General features: G+C 69.3%; 12 protein-coding genes. 6 read left to right on the plus strand and 6 right to left on the minus strand.

What is annotated here, in order from left to right:
- The first annotated feature begins 34 nt into the window (after window positions 1–34).
- The gene (locus CY658_RS17555; protein WP_101491439.1) at window positions 35–1,018 is read left to right on the plus strand and encodes a helix-turn-helix transcriptional regulator; all 984 of its coding nucleotides are present in this window, start codon (window positions 35–37) and stop codon (window positions 1,016–1,018) included.
- Between the two features lie 69 nt (window positions 1,019–1,087).
- Here CY658_RS17555 and CY658_RS17560 read toward each other — a convergent pair whose 3' ends face one another.
- On the minus strand, window positions 1,088–3,217 hold the full coding sequence (locus tag CY658_RS17560; protein WP_101491440.1) for a PQQ-dependent dehydrogenase, methanol/ethanol family: 2,130 nt from the start codon (window positions 3,215–3,217) through the stop codon (window positions 1,088–1,090).
- A 142-nt stretch (window positions 3,218–3,359) separates the two neighbouring features.
- Between CY658_RS17560 and CY658_RS17565 the strand changes: the two genes are divergently transcribed.
- Window positions 3,360–4,610, plus strand: a complete 1,251-nt coding sequence (locus CY658_RS17565) for a helix-turn-helix domain-containing protein (RefSeq protein WP_101491441.1) — start codon at window positions 3,360–3,362, stop codon at window positions 4,608–4,610.
- Between the two features lie 14 nt (window positions 4,611–4,624).
- Here CY658_RS17565 and CY658_RS17570 read toward each other — a convergent pair whose 3' ends face one another.
- From CY658_RS17570 to CY658_RS17590, 5 genes are all read right to left on the minus strand, one after another.
- Window positions 4,625–5,779 (minus strand): ROK family transcriptional regulator, encoded by a 1,155-nt coding sequence (locus tag CY658_RS17570; protein WP_101491442.1) that lies wholly within the window; start codon window positions 5,777–5,779, stop codon window positions 4,625–4,627.
- A complete protein-coding gene (locus CY658_RS17575; RefSeq protein WP_101491443.1) occupies window positions 5,776–6,579 on the minus strand; it encodes an ATP-binding cassette domain-containing protein in 804 nt (267 codons plus the stop codon). Before CY658_RS17575 ends, CY658_RS17570 begins: the two co-directional genes overlap by 4 nt.
- A gap of 1 nt (window position 6,580) precedes the next feature.
- Window positions 6,581–7,771, minus strand: coding sequence for a sugar ABC transporter permease (locus tag CY658_RS17580; protein ID WP_101491444.1), 1,191 nt, complete (start codon window positions 7,769–7,771; stop codon window positions 6,581–6,583).
- Between the two features lie 147 nt (window positions 7,772–7,918).
- Entirely contained in the window at window positions 7,919–8,941 is a 1,023-nt protein-coding gene (gene xylF / locus CY658_RS17585; protein WP_374221122.1) for a D-xylose ABC transporter substrate-binding protein, read from the minus strand.
- A gap of 474 nt (window positions 8,942–9,415) precedes the next feature.
- Window positions 9,416–10,147 carry a TetR/AcrR family transcriptional regulator gene (locus CY658_RS17590; protein ID WP_101491446.1) on the minus strand — a complete coding sequence of 244 codons (732 nt, stop codon included), beginning with the start codon at window positions 10,145–10,147 and terminating at the stop codon, window positions 9,416–9,418.
- 63 nt (window positions 10,148–10,210) lie between these two features.
- Between CY658_RS17590 and CY658_RS17595 the strand changes: the two genes are divergently transcribed.
- The 4 genes from CY658_RS17595 to CY658_RS17610 all read left to right on the plus strand — a co-directional run bounded on the left by CY658_RS17595 (window position 10,211) and on the right by CY658_RS17610 (window position 15,667).
- Window positions 10,211–12,364: an alpha/beta hydrolase fold domain-containing protein gene (locus CY658_RS17595; protein WP_101491447.1), complete on the plus strand. Its 2,154-nt coding sequence runs from the start codon at window positions 10,211–10,213 to the stop codon at window positions 12,362–12,364.
- Window positions 12,361–13,587 (plus strand): ABC transporter substrate-binding protein, encoded by a 1,227-nt coding sequence (locus tag CY658_RS17600; RefSeq protein ID WP_101491448.1) that lies wholly within the window; start codon window positions 12,361–12,363, stop codon window positions 13,585–13,587. The genes CY658_RS17595 and CY658_RS17600 overlap by 4 nt, the downstream gene beginning before the upstream one ends.
- Before the next feature lie 101 nt (window positions 13,588–13,688).
- A complete protein-coding gene (locus CY658_RS17605) occupies window positions 13,689–14,711 on the plus strand; it encodes a thiamine pyrophosphate-dependent dehydrogenase E1 component subunit alpha (protein WP_101491449.1) in 1,023 nt (340 codons plus the stop codon).
- On the plus strand, window positions 14,702–15,667 hold the full coding sequence (locus CY658_RS17610; RefSeq protein WP_101491450.1) for an alpha-ketoacid dehydrogenase subunit beta: 966 nt from the start codon (window positions 14,702–14,704) through the stop codon (window positions 15,665–15,667). Before CY658_RS17605 ends, CY658_RS17610 begins: the two co-directional genes overlap by 10 nt.
- Window positions 15,668–15,685: the final 18 nt, after the last annotated feature.

Consider the following 15,685-nt stretch of genomic DNA (forward strand, 5'->3'; position numbering starts at 1 on the left):
GGGCAGGGGGCGAGGCGGCTGGAAGACTTCGCGCATGACTTCCCCGGCCCCTGCTCCGCGCGATTTCAGCGAGCTCCTGTTGCGGCTGTACCGCCTCTCGCACGAGCTGCCCATCGATGGCTTCCAGGACGCGGCGCTCGACCTCATCAAGCCCGTGCTGCCCTTCGATTCGTCGATGTGGGGTACCGCCACCCGCACCGACCACGGCATCGACATCCACACGATCCACCTGCACAACCAGCCGCTCGAGATGGTCACGGCCTACGAGCAGGTCAAGCACATGGACACGGCCGCCGGCGAGGTGGCGAAGCGGTCGAACGCCACGCTCGCCTTCAATGCGCAGGCATGGTTCTGCCACGACGACCAGGCCGAGCTGCGCGACTACGGCCGGCGCTTCGAGCAGGCCAACTTCTTCATCACCTCGGATTCCAACCCGCAGACGAGCTTCGTCCACTGGCTCAGCCTGTTCCGCGCCGACCCCGACGCGCACGGCACGGAGCAAGAGCGGCAGCTGCTCGCCAGCCTCTCGCCGCACGTGATGCAGGCGCTGGCGATGAACCGCGTGATGCACCTGGACCGCCTCGAAGCGGGCGGCGCGTCGCCCAGCGGCTCGGCCATCGGCGACCTGCGCGGCGTGCTGTACCACGCCGACCGCCTGTTCGAGGCCACGCTGAAGGCCGAGTGGCCGTCCTGGCACGGCCGCACGCTGCCCGATGCGCTGCTGCAGCACTTCCTGCAGGGCCACGCGCGCTTCAACGGCCGCGAGATCGTGGTCACGCACCGCGTGGAGCAGCACCTGCTGTTCCTGCGCTGCCGCCCGCGCTGCCGCGCCGACAGCCTCACGCCGCGCGAGCACACGGTCGCCGAGCTGCTGGCGCGCGGCGACACGCACAAGGACATCGCGGCCATCCTCAATCGCTCGCCGGCCACGGTGCGCAACCACATCCAGTCGATCTACGACAAGCTGCAGGTGGGCAACGTGGCGGGGCTGATCCACGAGCTGCGGCTGGCGGGCTGACAGCCTGCCCTGCTCCCAAAAGAAAAGGCGCCGATGGCGCCTTTCCTGTTTGGTTGCGCGCGCTGCGCCCTACTTCGGCCGGATCGCGTCCGCCGTGCCCTGGATGAAGGCCTTGATGCTCTCGATGTCGTCGCCCGAGAGCTTGCCCGTGAAGTCGGGCATGCCGCGCGACATGGCCGGGCCCTTGAGCACGAACTTGTCGAGGTTCTCGATGTAGGCCGGATCGAGGTAGCCCAGGTTCGGGATGTTGCCGCCGCGGTCCACACCCGGCACGCCGTGGCAGAACACGCAGTTGCTCACGTACAGCATGGTGCCTGCCTGGACCTTGGCGGGGTCGTACTTCACGCCCTGCACCAGCTTGGCCATGCGGTACTCGACGAACGCGGGCATCTTGGCCGTGCCGCCGACCGCGAAGGTGTAGACCGTGCCCGGCCCCTGCCGCTCGGTGGCGCGCTGCGCCAGGCCGTACACGCCGCCCCAGCCCACGGCCACCGACACGTACTGCTTGCCGTCCACCATGTAGGTCGCGGGCGCCGCCACCACGCCGGTGCCGGTGGGCGTTTCCCAGAGCTTCTCGCCGGTCTTGGCGTGGTAGGCCACGAGCCGGCCGTCGGCCGTGCCCTGGAACACCAGCGTGCCGGCGGTGGTCAGCGTGCCGCCGTTCCACGGCGAGGCGTAGTCGACGCCCCAGGCTTCCTTCTGCGTGACCGGGTCCCAGGCCACGAGGCGGCCGAAGGGCTTGCTCTTGGGCGGCTCGGCGTTGGCGAACATGGCGGTGTTCCAGCCCAGCGCGGCGTGCGGGCGACCGGGCGCGTTCTGGTCGAACTTCCAGTCCTTGTCGTCCATCAGGTTCAGCGGCACGTGCTGGGCGGGCAGGTAAGCCAGGCCGGTCTGCGGGTTGAACGACATCGGGTGCCAGTTGTGCGCACCGAACGGGCCCGGGATGCTGTCACCCGGCTTCTCGTTCTGCCGCGCGGCGGCGACCTCGATGGGCCGGCCGTTCTTGTCGTAGCCCGTGGCCCAGTTGACCTCGACGAAATTCTTCGCCGAGATGAACTTGCCGTTGGTGCGGTCGATGACGAAGAAGAAGCCGTTCTTCGGCGCATGCATGAGCACCTTGCGCGTCTTGCCGTCCAGCTTGACGTCGGCCAGGATCATCGACTGCGTGGAGGTGTAGTCCCAGTTGTCGCCGGGCGTCTCCTGGTAGTGCCACACGTACTTGCCGGTGTCGGGGTTCAGCGCCACCACCGAGCTCAGGTAGAGGTTGTCGCCGCCCTTGGGGCTGCGCTTCTTGTGCGCCCAGGGCGAGCCGTTGCCGGTGCCCACGTACATCAGGTTGAGCTCGGGGTCGTAGGCAAAGCTGTCCCACGCGGTGCCGCCGCCGCCGGCTTCCCAGTACTTGCCGCTGGGGTCCCAGGTCTTGGCGGCGCGCGCCATCGAATCGTCTTCGAAAGGCTTGCTCGGGTCGCCGGGCACCACGAACCAGCGCCACTTCTGGTCGCCCGTTTTTGCGTCGTAGGCGGTGACGTAGCCGCGCACGCCGTATTCGGCGCCGCCGTTGCCGATGATGACCTTGCCCTTGAACACGCGCGGCGCGCCGGTGATGGTGTAGCTGCCCTTCTGGCCGTCGATGGTGTTCTTCTCCCACACCTTCTGGCCGGTGGCGGCGTCGAGCGCGATCAGGCGGCCGTCGTAGGCGGCCACGTAGACGCGGCCCTCATACAGCGCCACGCCGCGGTTGACCACGTCGCAGCAGCCCCGGAAGCCCTTGGAACGGTCGACCTGCGGATCGAAGCTCCAGATCTTCTGCCCGGTGCGCGTGTCGATCGCATGCACCACGCTCCACGAGGCCGTGACGTACATGATGCCGTCGACCACCAGCGGCGTGGCTTCCACGCCGCGCGTCGATTCGAGGTTGTACGACCAGACCAGCCCGAGCTGCTTAACGTTGCCCGTGTTGACCTGGTCGAGCTTGCTGAAGCGCGACTCGGCGTAGTCGAGCCCGTAGCTGGGCCAGTCGGGCGTCTTCTTCGCCGCGTTGGCGCGCACGAAGTTGGCGTCGACGCGCTTGGCGGCCGCGCCGGCGCGGTCCTGCGGGGAGGCTGCCGTCTGGGCCAGCGCCGGGGCCGCCAGGCCCAGGCACAGCAAGGCGCCCGCAAGCAGGCGCCGCCCGGAAAGAGGCTGTGTGATCGTCTTCATCGTGGTCTGTCTCCTTCGTCGTTCTGCCCCAAGGATCGTTCGCACGGCACCGGCCTTCACCCCCGGGATTTCCCCAATCAAGCCTTGTTCCATTGCGGAACACATTCGAGACGGTCCCTGAATCCAGAGAGGCAGCGAACCCATGGCGCTCGACAGACTCGGCACGGCGGATGCGCCGCGCCAACTCTTTGCCAGCACGCCCGCGCAGCGCGTGGCGCTGGCGCGGCAGCAGTTCTTCGAAGAAGGCGTGCGCCCCTCGGGGCTGGTCGGCGAGGCGGTGCTCCAGTCGTGGATGCGCTGCAGCCGCGCCCACGCCGACCGGCAGCGCGTGGTGGCGTTCGACGCGGTCACGCCCAGCCGGCTGCACACCACGCTCGCGCGCAACCGCGAACTGCTCGACGTGGCGCGGCACGAACTCGTGCAGATGGAACACATGCTCGCGGGCACCGACTGCCGCGTGATCCTCACCGACCGCGACGGCGTGGTGGTGCACGTCACGAGCCAGCCCGCCGGCGCGCACCAGCCCGTGCTGCGCCAGACCGCGCGCCTGGGCGTGAACATCTCCGAGCGCGTCGTGGGCACCACGGCGCCGGGCATCGTGGCCAGCACCGGGCAGGCCTGCACCGTGGACGGCGCCGAGCACTACTACGACGTGCTGCGCCACATGCAGTGCGCCGCAGCGCCGATCCGCGACGTGAGCGGCCAGCTCGCCGGCGTGCTCGACCTCACGGTGGAGGCGCGGCGCTTCGGTTTCGATGCAGCGTCGATGGTCGCGCTGCACGCCACCATCATCGAGAACCGGCTGCTGCAGGCGCAGTCGCGCGACCACCTGATCCTGCGCTTCCAGGCCAGCCCCACGCTGCTCGGCACGCCACTCGAGGCGCTCGCGGGCATCGCACCCGACGGCACCATCGCGTGGCTCAACAACGCCGGCGCGCGGCTGCTGGGACGGCTGCCCGAGGCACCCGACGACCGCGACGTGGAGTGCCTGCTGGGCCACGACCTCGCGAGCCTGCTGCGGCTGGGCCGGCGCGAGGCCGCGCAGCCGCTGCGACTGGCGAGCGGGCTCGGCGTGTGGATGCAGGCGCAGCTCAAGGGCGCGGACGGGGCGGACTTCCGGCATGCGGTGGCGATGCCCGACATGGCGCATGTGCAGGTCGATGCACCCACGGCGCTCGAAGTGCATGCGGAGCAGCCGGTGGCGCTTGTCCCCGTCAGCGAGACACCGCCCACCGAAACCCTGCGCGAGCACAGCCGCAAACTCATCGAAGACACGCTCGCGGCGCACGGCGGCAATGTGTCGCAGGCGGCGCGGCAGCTCAACGTGTCGCGCGGCACGCTGTACCGGCGGCTGCGCGGCTGGCACGACGACGACAGCAGCGCAGCGGACTGACGGACAGCGAAGGGTCAGGCGCCGGCGCGCGCCAGCGCTCGCGCGCGGCGCGCTTTCGCATCGGGCTGCAGCGGCCGCAGGTAGTCGTGCAGCGCCAGTGCCGCCGCCCCCACCGCGGGCGCGAGCGCTTCATAGCGCGCCGTGCGCAGATCGGGCGCGGGCATGCCGGCGCGCTCCGCATAGCCCTTCACGGCGTCGAACGCGGTCTGCACGAACGCCGGATGCTCCGCGCAGACCTTGCCCCCGAGCACGATCGCGCGCGGGTTGAAGGTGACCCACAGGTTCTGCAGCAGCACGCCGAAGAAGGCGGCGGCGCGCGCCATGTCCGCGCCCTCGCGCGCCAGCACGCGTGAACCGAAGAAGGCCTCGGCGCAGCCGCGTCGGCCGCACGAGCACAGCGGTCCGTCGAGCTGCAGGATGGTGTGGCCGATCTCGCCGGCCATGCCTTGCGCGCCGGTGAAGAGGCGGTCGTTCAGCACCACGCCGGCGCCCACGCCGACGTCGCTGCTGACGAAGATCAGCGGGTCTTCACCCTCGCCCGCGGCGAACTCGTACTCGCCGAGCGCGGCCGCATCGGCGTCGTTCTGCAGCTGCACGGTGACGCCCGGCAAGCCGGCCGCGGCCAGCGCCTTTTCGAGCGCGGGCAGCAGGTTCACGTTGCGCCAGCCGAGGTTGGGCGCGAAGCGCACGACGCCCGTGCAGTCGTCCACCGCGCCGGGCACGCACACGCCGATGCTCGACAGGCGCAGGCCGCGCTGATCGAGGTGCGCGTGCGCCGCCGCGGCCATGCGGGCGAGCTGTGCACACACGCGTCCGGGCTCGCCGTCGTCCAGCGGCTGGGCTTCCGCATGCAGCACCTCGCCCTGCAGCGAGACGCACACGAGGCGCAGCGTTTCGACGGCGATCTCCACGCCCATCAGCGCGCGCACGCCGACGTTGATCTGCAACGGTGTGGAAGGCCGGCCGAGCCCGTCGGCCACCGCGGCGCCCGATTCGCTGAGCCAGCCTTCGTCGAGCAGCTCGCGCACCAACAAACTCACAGTCGATTTGGTGAGCCCGCTTTCGCTCGCGAGCCGCGCGCGCGACAAGCCCGGCTGCGCGCGCAGCAACCGCAGCAGCACGCTGCGGTTCATGCGCTTCAACAGCGGCTGGTCGCCGATGGTCTTCATGCCGATGCAGTGGCTGCAGTTGCCGCGTGATGCGCTTGTTCTCGCCCCTCGGGCCGCTTGCCGGCAATGATCATCCCGAGCACTTCGTCCTCGGTGACGTCGGCCGTGCGGTAGGTGCCCACGAGCTTGCCGTTCTTCATCACCGCGAGCCGGTCGCTCAGCGAGAACACGTCGGGCATGTCGTGCGTGATGAGGAAGATGCCGACGCCGTCGTCCTTCAGCTGCTTGACGAGGCGCCCGACCATCGCGGTCTCTTCGGGGCCGAGCGCGGCGCAGGGCTCGTCCATGATGAGGATGCGCGCGTTGAAGTACAGCGCGCGCGAGATCGCCACCACCTGCCGCTGCCCGCCCGACAGGCGCCGCACCGGGATGCGGATGTTGCTGAAGTTCTTGTTCAGGCGCTGGAACACCTTGCGCGCCTGCACTTCCATGAAGTGGTCGTCCAGCGTGTTCCAGGCCGTCATCTTTTCGCGGCCGAGAAAGAGGTTGGCCACCGAATCGAGGTTGTCGGCCAGCGCGAGCGTCTGGTAGATGGTCTCGATGCCCTGCGCCTGCGCCTCGGCGGGCGTGCGGATGTGGACCTTCTCGCCCGCGATGAGCGTGTCGCCCGAATCGATCGGGTAGGCGCCCGCGAGCATCTTCATCAGCGTGGACTTGCCCGCGCCGTTGTGGCCCAGGAGCGCGACCACTTCGCCGGGGTAGAGATTGATGCTCACGCCGTCCACGGCCTTCACGCCGCCGAAGGCCTTGCGGATCTCGCGCAGCTCGACCAGGGGTTTGGTGTTGTCGATGTCGGCCATGTCAGTTCTCCCCGAACTTGCGGCGATACAGCACGTCGAACACCACGGCCACGATCAGCACCTGGCCGATGATCACCATGCGCTTGCCGATGGGCACGTCGAGCAGCAGCATGCCGCTGTCGAGCGACTGCATGATCAGCGCGCCCAGCACCGAGCCGAAGATCGAGCCGCTGCCGCCCGCGAGCGCGGTGCCGCCGATGACGGCCGCCGCGATCACGTACAGCTCCATGCCCGTGCCCAGCGAGTTGGTGCCCGCGTTCAGCCGCGCGATCGACACGATGGCCGCCACCGTGACCAGCACCGCCAGCAGCGCGAACAGCATGAGCGTGACGCGCTTGACCGGAATGCCCACCAGCGCCGCCGCGTCGGGGTTGCCGCCCATCGCGAACACGTAGCGCCCGAAGCGCGTGCGGTGCACGATGAACGACAGCACGATCGCCACCGCGGCCCAGATCAGCACCGGAATCGGAATGCCCTGCGGCTCGCTCTTGGACGAGATCTGGTAGCTGTTCATCACCCACGCAAAGCCGGCCACCACCGCCACCGGCACGGCCGTGAGCAGCACGTCGAGCCACAGCGCCTCGGTCGGCATGTCGTAGCGCTGGCGCGCGCGGCGCTTTTGCACCATGCGCCCGAACAGCACCAGCGCCACCAGCCCCGCGAGCACCCAGCTCGCCGTGACGCCGATGCCGCCGTCGTAGCCGCCGCCCAGGCGCTGGAAGAACTCGTCGTTCACCGGCTGCGTCTTGCCGTCGGCCACCAGGAAGGCCGCGCCGCGAAACGACATCAGGCCGCCCAGCGTGACCACGAACGAGGGCACGCCCAGCACCGCCGTGAGCCAGCCCTGGTAGATCGACACCAGCAGCGCCACCGCGAGCCCCGCGAGGCAGGCCGTGGGCCACGACCAGCCCGAGGTGTACTGCAGGTACGCGATGAGCACGCCGACGAAACCCATCACCGAGCCCACCGACAGGTCGATGTGGCGCGCCACGATGACCAGCACCATCACCGTGGAGACGATGCCGACCACGGCCGTCTGCTGCGCGACGTTGTAGAGGTTCTCGGGCGAGAGGAACACGCCGCCCGACATGACGCTGAACGCGACCGCCATCGCGGCCAGCAGCACGCACATCAGGAGCAGGCGCAGGTCGATGCCGGTGCGGCGCCACCAGCCGGGTGTTGGATCGCTCATTTTTTTCAAGCCCCCTCAGGACGGACTACAGGTGCGCAACCGCTCACCGGCAGGCCCTTGCGGGTCTGTCGGAAGCTGTGTTGCGAAGAGATGGAGCGGCGCGTTCAGCCGGTCAGAAAGTGGCCGAACGCGTCGTGGGTTGCGGCGTTACTTGCAGGCCGCGGGCGCGTTCGCACCCGAGACGCCCTTGCAGAGTTCGTCCTTCTTGATCCAGCCGGCCTTGACGATCACGTCGAGGTTGTCGCGCGTGATCGGCACCGGCGTCAGCAGGCGCGAGGACAGCGAAATCTTCTTGGCGCCGCCGGCCCAAGGCGCAGCCTTCTCGACCGGCTTGCCCGCTGCGAGCGACACCGCGGCCGTGGCGGCTTCGCGACCGAGCTCGCGCGAGTCCTTCCAGATGGTCGCGGTCTGCGTGCCCAGCGCCACGCGGTTCAGCGCGGCAAAGTCGGCGTCCTGGCCCGACACCGGAATGCCGCGCAGGCCCTTGGCCGTGAGCGCCGCGACCGCGCCGCCCGCCGTGCCGTCGTTGGCCGCGACCACCGCGTCGACCTTGTTGCCGTTCTTGGTGAGGATCTGCTCCATGTTCTTCTGCGCGACCTCGGGCTTCCAGCCTTCGGTGTACTCGTCGCCGACGATCTTGATGTCGCCCTTCTTGATCGAGGGCTCGAGCACCTCTTGCTGGCCGGCGCGCAGGAAGTCGGCGTTCGGGTCGCTCGGCGAGCCCTTGATGATCACGTAGTTGCCCTTGGGCTTGACCTTGAGCACCTCGCGCGCCTCCATGCGCCCGACCTCGACGTTGTCGAAGGTGATGTAGAAGACGCCCGGCGCTTCGATGAGACGGTCGTACGCCACCACCGGCACCTTCTGCCGCGTGGCCTTGGTGACGGCGGGCAGGATCGCGTCCTTGTCCATCGCCAGCACGATGAGCGCCTTCGCGCCCTTCGACATCAGCCCCTCGATGTCGCCCAACTGCTTCTCGGGCGAACCGCCCGCATCGGCGCTGATGTACTTCGCGCCGAGCTTTTCAAGCTGCGCCTTGATCGCGGCCTCGTCGGTCTTCCAGCGCTCTTCCTGGAAGTTGGACCAGCTCACGCCGACCACGGTCTGCGCCATCGCGCCCACGGCCGTGAGACCGAACGCCATGGCGGCCAGGGTGTGTTTCGTTGTCAGTTGCATCGGTGTCTCTCCAGAACGGTTTGCCGAGCGTGTGCTGGCGTGCCGGGGTAGTTAGTTTGAGTGGCGAACTAACTATCCCATTCCCGCCGCGCGATGGGCACCCGGGAATTCCCGAGCGGAAGAAAGCGCACGCGCGGCGATCGGAACGCAGGCACGTCGATGAGCCGCAGGCAACGGAAAACTCTGGGGACAGTTTCCGGACAAGCCCCCTGTTATCCACAGCGGGACCACCCGCGCCGAAGTTGTTCCTTTTTTGATAGCACCACGGAAGCACAGGAGCGCACAGTGTCTCGGGTGCAACAAGTTGTTGTCACACAAGGGAAAAAGCGCCCTGTCCACAGGGCGGGTTTACCCTTATCTACTACTACTAACTTAAATAAGAAGAATAAATAGAGAAGAGAGCAGGAAGCCCGCAGGCAAAAGGGAGCCCCTGAAGGGGTGGCAATGCCTGACCTGCGCTCGCGCGGGTCAGGCCTTTTTGCGCCGGGTCGTGGCGCTCGCCGTCGCCTTGCGCGCGGGCGACTCCGCCTCCACTAATGCCAGCGTGCGCGCCGAAGGCGGCGTTTCGAGCACGCCTTGCAGCGTGTCCATCACGTTCGAGATGGTGTAGCCGCGCTCCCAGAAGCGGCTGGGGTCCTCGCTGTCTTTCGAAGACTCCCAGGCCGCCCATACGGCGTTGCCGTAGATGTTGCCCGCCAGGGTCAGGCGTTGCTCCAGGATCGGTGCGGGCATGTCGGGCAGCAGCCGCGCCAGGTGCGCGAAGCAGCGCTTGTAGCCGGCGTTCCATTTGTCCTCCAAAGCCTCGCGCAGGAACGCACGGTTGTTGAGCTGCAGGTTCGCGATCAGGCGGATGTAGGTGGCCTGTCCCGTGCGCTCCGACAGCTCGAGCAGCGGCAGCGTGAGCGCGTCCAGCACGCTGGGCAGGGTCACGTTGCCCTCCCGTTCGAGCGCGTCGAGCATGGCTTGGCGTATCTCGTCGATGACGCGCGCGCCGTCCACGACCAGCTCGCGCGCCAGCTCCAGCTTGGTGCCGAAGTAATAGCGCAGCGACGCGTTGTTGCGCTGCTCGGCGGCCGACACGATGTCCTGCACCGACACGCCGTCGATGCCGCGCAGCGCAAACAGCCGCTGCGCTTCTTCCTTCAGTCGCGCACGCGTCTCGAGGCCGTCCGCACGAAGGGTTTTTACCGATGGGGCCATAAGTTTATCGAGTTAACTTAACTAACCGAACTCGGTTAACTATACGGAAAACAGGTGTCCAAAATGAAGATTCTCATTGTGGGTGGCGGCATTGGCGGCCTGACGACAGCGCTGGCGCTGCGGCATCACGGCATCGACGCGATTGTGCTGGAGCGTGCCGCGCAGATGGCCGAGATCGGCGCCGGCGTGCAGATCGCGGCCAACGGCACGCTGGTGCTGCGCGAGCTCGGCCTCGAGCCCGCGCTGGCGCAGGTCGCCACGGTGCCCGAGCGCTACGACTACCGCGACCTGCACACGGGCCGCCTGCTCTACCTCGCGCCGCTGGGCGCGGAGGCGGCGCAGCGCTACGGCGCGCTCATGTACAACGTGCACCGCGCCGACCTCGTCTCCTTGCTCTACAACGCGCTGCCGCGTGACACCGTGCGCCTGGGCGCCGAATGCGCGTCGATCTCGCAAGACGCCAAGGGGGCCCGCGTGGTCCTCAAGACCGGCGAGGTCATCGAGGCCGACGCAGTGATCGGCGCCGACGGCATCCACTCGGCCGTGCGCACCGCATTGCGCGGCCCCGAGGAAAAGCAGTTCGCCAACATCCTCATGTGGCGCGCGCTGATCCCGGCCGCCCGGCTCGAAGGGCTGGCGCTGCCGGTGGCGGGCAACAACTGGTTCGGCCTGCGGCGCAGCGTCGTGTCGTACTGGGTCCGCAAGGACCTGTACAGCATCCTCGCCGCCGTGCCCGCCACCGAGGTGCGACGCGAATCGTGGACCGAGAGCGGCGACATCGGCGAAATGCTCGACTCCTTCCGCGGCAGCGAGCCGACGGTGCAGCACATGCTCGAGCAGGTGGACTCGAGCTTCATCACGGGCATGTACTACCGCGACCCGATCGAGCACTGGACCACGGGACGCATCACGCTGCTGGGCGACGCGGCGCACGCGATGGTGCCGTACCTCGCGCAGGGCGCCTGCCAATCCATCGAGGATGCCTGGGTGCTGGCGACCTGCCTGCACCGCCATGGTGGCAACGGCGTGGAGACTGCGCTGCTCGAATACGAACGCCGCCGCCAGCCGCGCACCACGCGCATCCAGGCCGGCGCGCGCTTTGCCGTGAAGCAGTCGCACGAGCCCGACGAGGAGTCGGTGCGCCACCGCAACGGCCGCTGGCGCGGCCTCTCGCGCATCGATCCGCTCGCCGAGACCTCGTGGGCCTTTGCGTGGGGCCACAACATCCTGGAAGCGGCCCAACAGCCGGCCGGCGAAGTGGTGGGCCTGAGCGCGGCGCGCGAAGGCAAGCGCATGGCACGGCCCGAGAGCCAGCGCGCCTTCGACCTGTGGAAGAGCGCCATCGGCTCGGAGGACATCGCGCGCGGGCATCGGGGCCAGCGCGAGGCCTACGAACGCTTCCTCACGACGCACTTTCCCGCGCCCGCCACGCTCGGCGTCACGCCGGTCGAACTCAACGGCGTGCCGGCCTTGCGCGTGGACGGCGGCGCGCCGCAGCCTGCCGGCTCCGTCGTGCTGCATTTCCACGGGGGCGCCTATGTGATGGGCTCGGCCGCGAGCTCGGTCGAGTACGCCGGCCGGCTGTCGGCGGCCCTGGGCGGCGACTGCTACACGGTCGACTACCGGCTCGCCCCCGAGCACCCCTACCCCGCCGCGATCGACGACGCCTTCCAGGCCTACCGCGGCCTGCTCGCGCGCGGCGTGGCGGCCTCGCGCATCGTGCTGAGTGGCGAGTCTTCGGGCGGTGGGCTGGCGCTCGCGCTGGCCTTGGGGCTGGCGCGCGCAGGACTGCCGCAGCCGGCGGGCGTGATCGCGGTCTGCCCGTTCACCGACCTGACGCTGTCGGGGCCCACCGTGCGGCAGAACTCGGGTGACGATCCGGCGGCGCATCGGGATTCACTCACGCAGCTCGCAGCGTCGTACTTCCAGGGCCACGAGCCCACCGACCCCCTGGTGTCGCCCCTGTTCGGCGACATGCGCGGCCTGCCGCCCCTGTTCCTGTCGGCCGTCCAGGGCGAGGTGCTCGAGAGCGACACGACGCGCTTCGCCGAGGCGGCCCGCACGGCGGGCGTCGAGGTGCGCCTGGACCTCGTTCCCGACTCGGTGCACGTCTTCACGCTGTTCCCGTTCCTGCCGGAGGCGCAACGCACGCTGGCCGAGGCCGGGCGCTGGGCGCGCGGCCTGCGCGCGTCGTCGGAACAGAAGGAGGCCGCATGAGCACGTCGCATCGCATGACCGCTTGCGCACTCGCGTGCGCGCTGTCGCTGTGCGCGCCCGCGGCCGTCGCGGCGCCGGGGCTCTCGGACCAGGTCGTGAAGGTGGGCGTGCTCACCGACATGAACAGCATTTTCTCCGAGCTCGGCGGACGCGGTTCGGTGGTGGCCACGCAGATGGCCATCGACGACTTCAAGCGCGACGCCAAGCCGGCCTTCGCCATCGAGATGGTCTCGGCCGACCACCAGAACAAGGCCGACATCGGTGCCAACAAGGCGCGCGAGTGGTTCGACACGCAGCGCGTCGACATCGTGGTGGACGCCATCAATTCGGCGGTGGCGCTGGCAGTCTCGAACGTGGCGCGGGAGAAGAAGCGCCTGCTGTTCGCCACCGGGCCCGGCTCGATGCGCCTGACCAACGAGGAATGCTCGCCCTACACGGTGAGCTACACGTGGGACGCCTATGCCACGTCGCGCCCCACCGTGGCGGCGCTGACGAAGTCGGGCACCGACAGCTGGTACTTCATCACCGTGGACTACGCGCTCGGCCACTCCATCGAGCAGGAAGCCGCAGGCGCCATCACCGCGGCGGGAGGCAGGGTGATCGGCAGCGCACGCCATCCGTTGAGCGCGTCGGACTTCTCGTCCTTCGTGCTGCAGGCGCAGTCGTCGAAGGCCAAGGGCGTGGCCATCGCCAACGCGGGCGGCGACCTGATCGGCGCCGTGAAGGCCGCACGCGAGTTCGGCCTCGGCAAGACGCAGACCATCGTGCCGCTGAGCGGCACGCTCAACGACGTCCAGGCCATGGGGCTGGCAACGGCCCAGGGCATGGTGCTGACCGAGGCCTTCTACTGGAACCTCAACGCGCAGACGCGCGAGTGGAGCCGGCGCTTCTTCGAGAAGCAGAAGAAGATGCCCAACCTCATCCACGCCGGCACCTACTCGGCGGTGACCAACTACCTGAAGGCCGTGCAGAGCATCGGCACCGACGACGCGGACGCGGTCATGAAGCAGATGAAGTCGGTGCGCATCAACGACATGTTCGCGGCCAACGGCCACATCCGCGACGACGGGCGCATGGTGCACGACATGCTGCTCGTGCAGGTCAAGAAACCGTCGGAGTCGAAGGAGCCCTGGGACTTCTACAACGTGAAGGCCGTGGTGCCCGGCGACCAGGCGTTCCAGCCGCTGGCGGAATCTCGCTGCAACCTGGTCAAGAAGCCTTAAGGAGAGTCGCCCGGGGAGCGGCGGGTAAGCCCGATACCTGATTCCGTCACGTTTGATACGATTTTTCTCCAAGCGCAGTCCCCACAAGCGCCGGAGACCACATGGAATCGAAGCTTCCCCCCCGCGCCGGCGAGGCGCTGTATCGCGTCATGGTGCGCATCCGCGCCTTCGAAAACGCCGCCGAGACCGCCAGCCAGGGCGGGGTCAGCGCCTACGGCCAGCAGGCGGGCGGGGCCGCCAAGGTGCGCGGGCCGCTGCACCTCTCGACCGGGCAGGAGGCCGTGCCGGCGGGCGTGTGCGCCCACCTGCGCACGAGCGACTACCTCACCTCCACGCACCGCGGCCACGGCCACACACTGGCCAAGGGCGCGGACCTCACGCGGATGATGTGCGAGCTGTTCGGCAAGGCCACGGGCTTCAACGGCGGCAAGGGCGGCTCGATGCACATCGCGGACTTCTCGGTCGGCATGCTGGGCGCCAACGGCGTGGTCGCGGCGGGCCTGCCGATCGCGGTCGGCGCGGCACATGCGCAGAAGCTGTTGAAACAAGGCGACGACATCACGGTCTGCTTCTTCGGCGACGGCGCGATCAACCGTGGGCCGTTCCTCGAAGCGCTCAACTGGGCGCGCGTGTACGACCTGCCCGTGCTCTTCGTCTGCGAGGACAACCGCTGGAGCGCGACCACCGCGAGCGGCCCGATGACGGCCGGTGATGGCGCCTCGGCGCGCGCCGCGTCGATGGACATCGCAGCGACGCAGGTCGACGGCAACGACGTGTTCGCGGTGCACGAAGCCGCCGCGCGGCTGGTGGCCGAGGTGCGCAGCGGCGCGGGGCCGCGCCTGCTGCACGCGCTCACCTACCGCGTGAAGGGCCATGTGTCGGTCGACCTCGCGGCGTATCGCGACCCGGCCGAGCTGGCGGCCGCGCTGGAGACCGACCCGATCGCGCGCGCCCGCGGCCACCTGCTCGACACCGGCGTGGCCGCCGCGACGCTGGACACCATCGAGAACGCCGCGCGCGACGAGGTGGACACGGCCCTCGCCGTGGCCGACGCGGCGCCCTGGCCCGAGGCGAGCGCCGCCTTCACCGACGTGCAGACCACGGGAGCAGGCCAATGGCTGTGACGACAACGCTGAGCTATTCCGAAGCCGCCGTGCGCGCGCTGCAGCAGGAGATGGACGCCGACCCGCGCGTGGTCGTGCTCGGCGAGGACGTGGGCCGTGGGGGCATCTTCGGCCAGTACAAGGGACTGCAGCAGCAGTACGGCGCCGAGCGCGTGATCGACACGCCGATCAGCGAGGCCGCGATCATGGGCGCCGGCGTGGGCATGGCGCTCGCGGGCCTGCGCCCGGTGGTCGAGATGCGCGTGGTCGACTTCGCGCTGTGCGGCATGGACGAGCTGGTGAACCAGGCCGCGAAGAACCGCTTCATGTTTGGCGGCCAGGGCCGCGTGCCGCTGGTGGCGCGCATGCCGGGCGGCATCTGGGACGCGTCGGCGGCGCAGCATTCGCAGTCGCTCGAGGCCTGGTTCGCACACCTGCCGGGCGTGGTGGTGGTGAGCCCGTCGACGCCGCAGGACAACCACGGCCTGCTGCGCGCGGCGCTGCAGTGCGGCGACCCGGTGGTCTACATCGAGCACAAGACGCTGTGGGGCCTGCGCGGCGAAGTGGACGACACGCTGGCCGTTCCGCTGGGCCAGGCGGCGCGCGTGCGCGAGGGCAATGCGCTCACGCTCGTGAGCTGGAGCAAGCAGATGCAGCCTTGCGCCGCCGCCTGCGACGCGCTGGCGGCCGAGGGCATCGCGGTCGACCTGATCGACCTGCGCACGCTCTGGCCGTGGGACCGCGAAACGGTGCTGTCGTCGTGCGCGCGCACGGGGCGGTTGCTGGTGGTGCACGAGGCGGTGCAGGCCGCGGGCTTCGGCGCCGAGATCGCCGCGAGCGCGGCCGAGGCCACGGGCTGCCGCGTCGCGCGGCTGGGCGCGCCGCGCATTCCGGTCGGCTATGCGCCGGTGCTGGAGGCGCAGTCGCGCGTCGGCGTGGACGCGATCGTGGCGGCGGCGAAGAAGCTGGCCGGCTGACACGCCAGAACCAGAACA

This window comes from Variovorax sp. RO1, from assembly GCF_002849325.1.
In the GTDB taxonomy this organism is placed as follows: domain Bacteria; phylum Pseudomonadota; class Gammaproteobacteria; order Burkholderiales; family Burkholderiaceae_C; genus Variovorax.

Coding starts and splice junctions, on each gene's coding strand:
- CY658_RS17555 (WP_101491439.1), top strand. CDS start 35: ATGACTTCCCCGGCCCCTGCTCCGCGCGATTTCAGCGAGCTCCTGTTG.
- CY658_RS17560 (WP_101491440.1), bottom strand. CDS start 3,217: ATGAAGACGATCACACAGCCTCTTTCCGGGCGGCGCCTGCTTGCGGGC.
- CY658_RS17565 (WP_101491441.1), top strand. CDS start 3,360: ATGGCGCTCGACAGACTCGGCACGGCGGATGCGCCGCGCCAACTCTTT.
- CY658_RS17570 (WP_101491442.1), bottom strand. CDS start 5,779: ATGAAGACCATCGGCGACCAGCCGCTGTTGAAGCGCATGAACCGCAGC.
- CY658_RS17575 (WP_101491443.1), bottom strand. CDS start 6,579: ATGGCCGACATCGACAACACCAAACCCCTGGTCGAGCTGCGCGAGATC.
- CY658_RS17580 (WP_101491444.1), bottom strand. CDS start 7,771: ATGAGCGATCCAACACCCGGCTGGTGGCGCCGCACCGGCATCGACCTG.
- CY658_RS17590 (WP_101491446.1), bottom strand. CDS start 10,147: ATGGCCCCATCGGTAAAAACCCTTCGTGCGGACGGCCTCGAGACGCGT.
- CY658_RS17595 (WP_101491447.1), top strand. CDS start 10,211: ATGAAGATTCTCATTGTGGGTGGCGGCATTGGCGGCCTGACGACAGCG.
- CY658_RS17600 (WP_101491448.1), top strand. CDS start 12,361: ATGAGCACGTCGCATCGCATGACCGCTTGCGCACTCGCGTGCGCGCTG.
- CY658_RS17605 (WP_101491449.1), top strand. CDS start 13,689: ATGGAATCGAAGCTTCCCCCCCGCGCCGGCGAGGCGCTGTATCGCGTC.
- CY658_RS17610 (WP_101491450.1), top strand. CDS start 14,702: ATGGCTGTGACGACAACGCTGAGCTATTCCGAAGCCGCCGTGCGCGCG.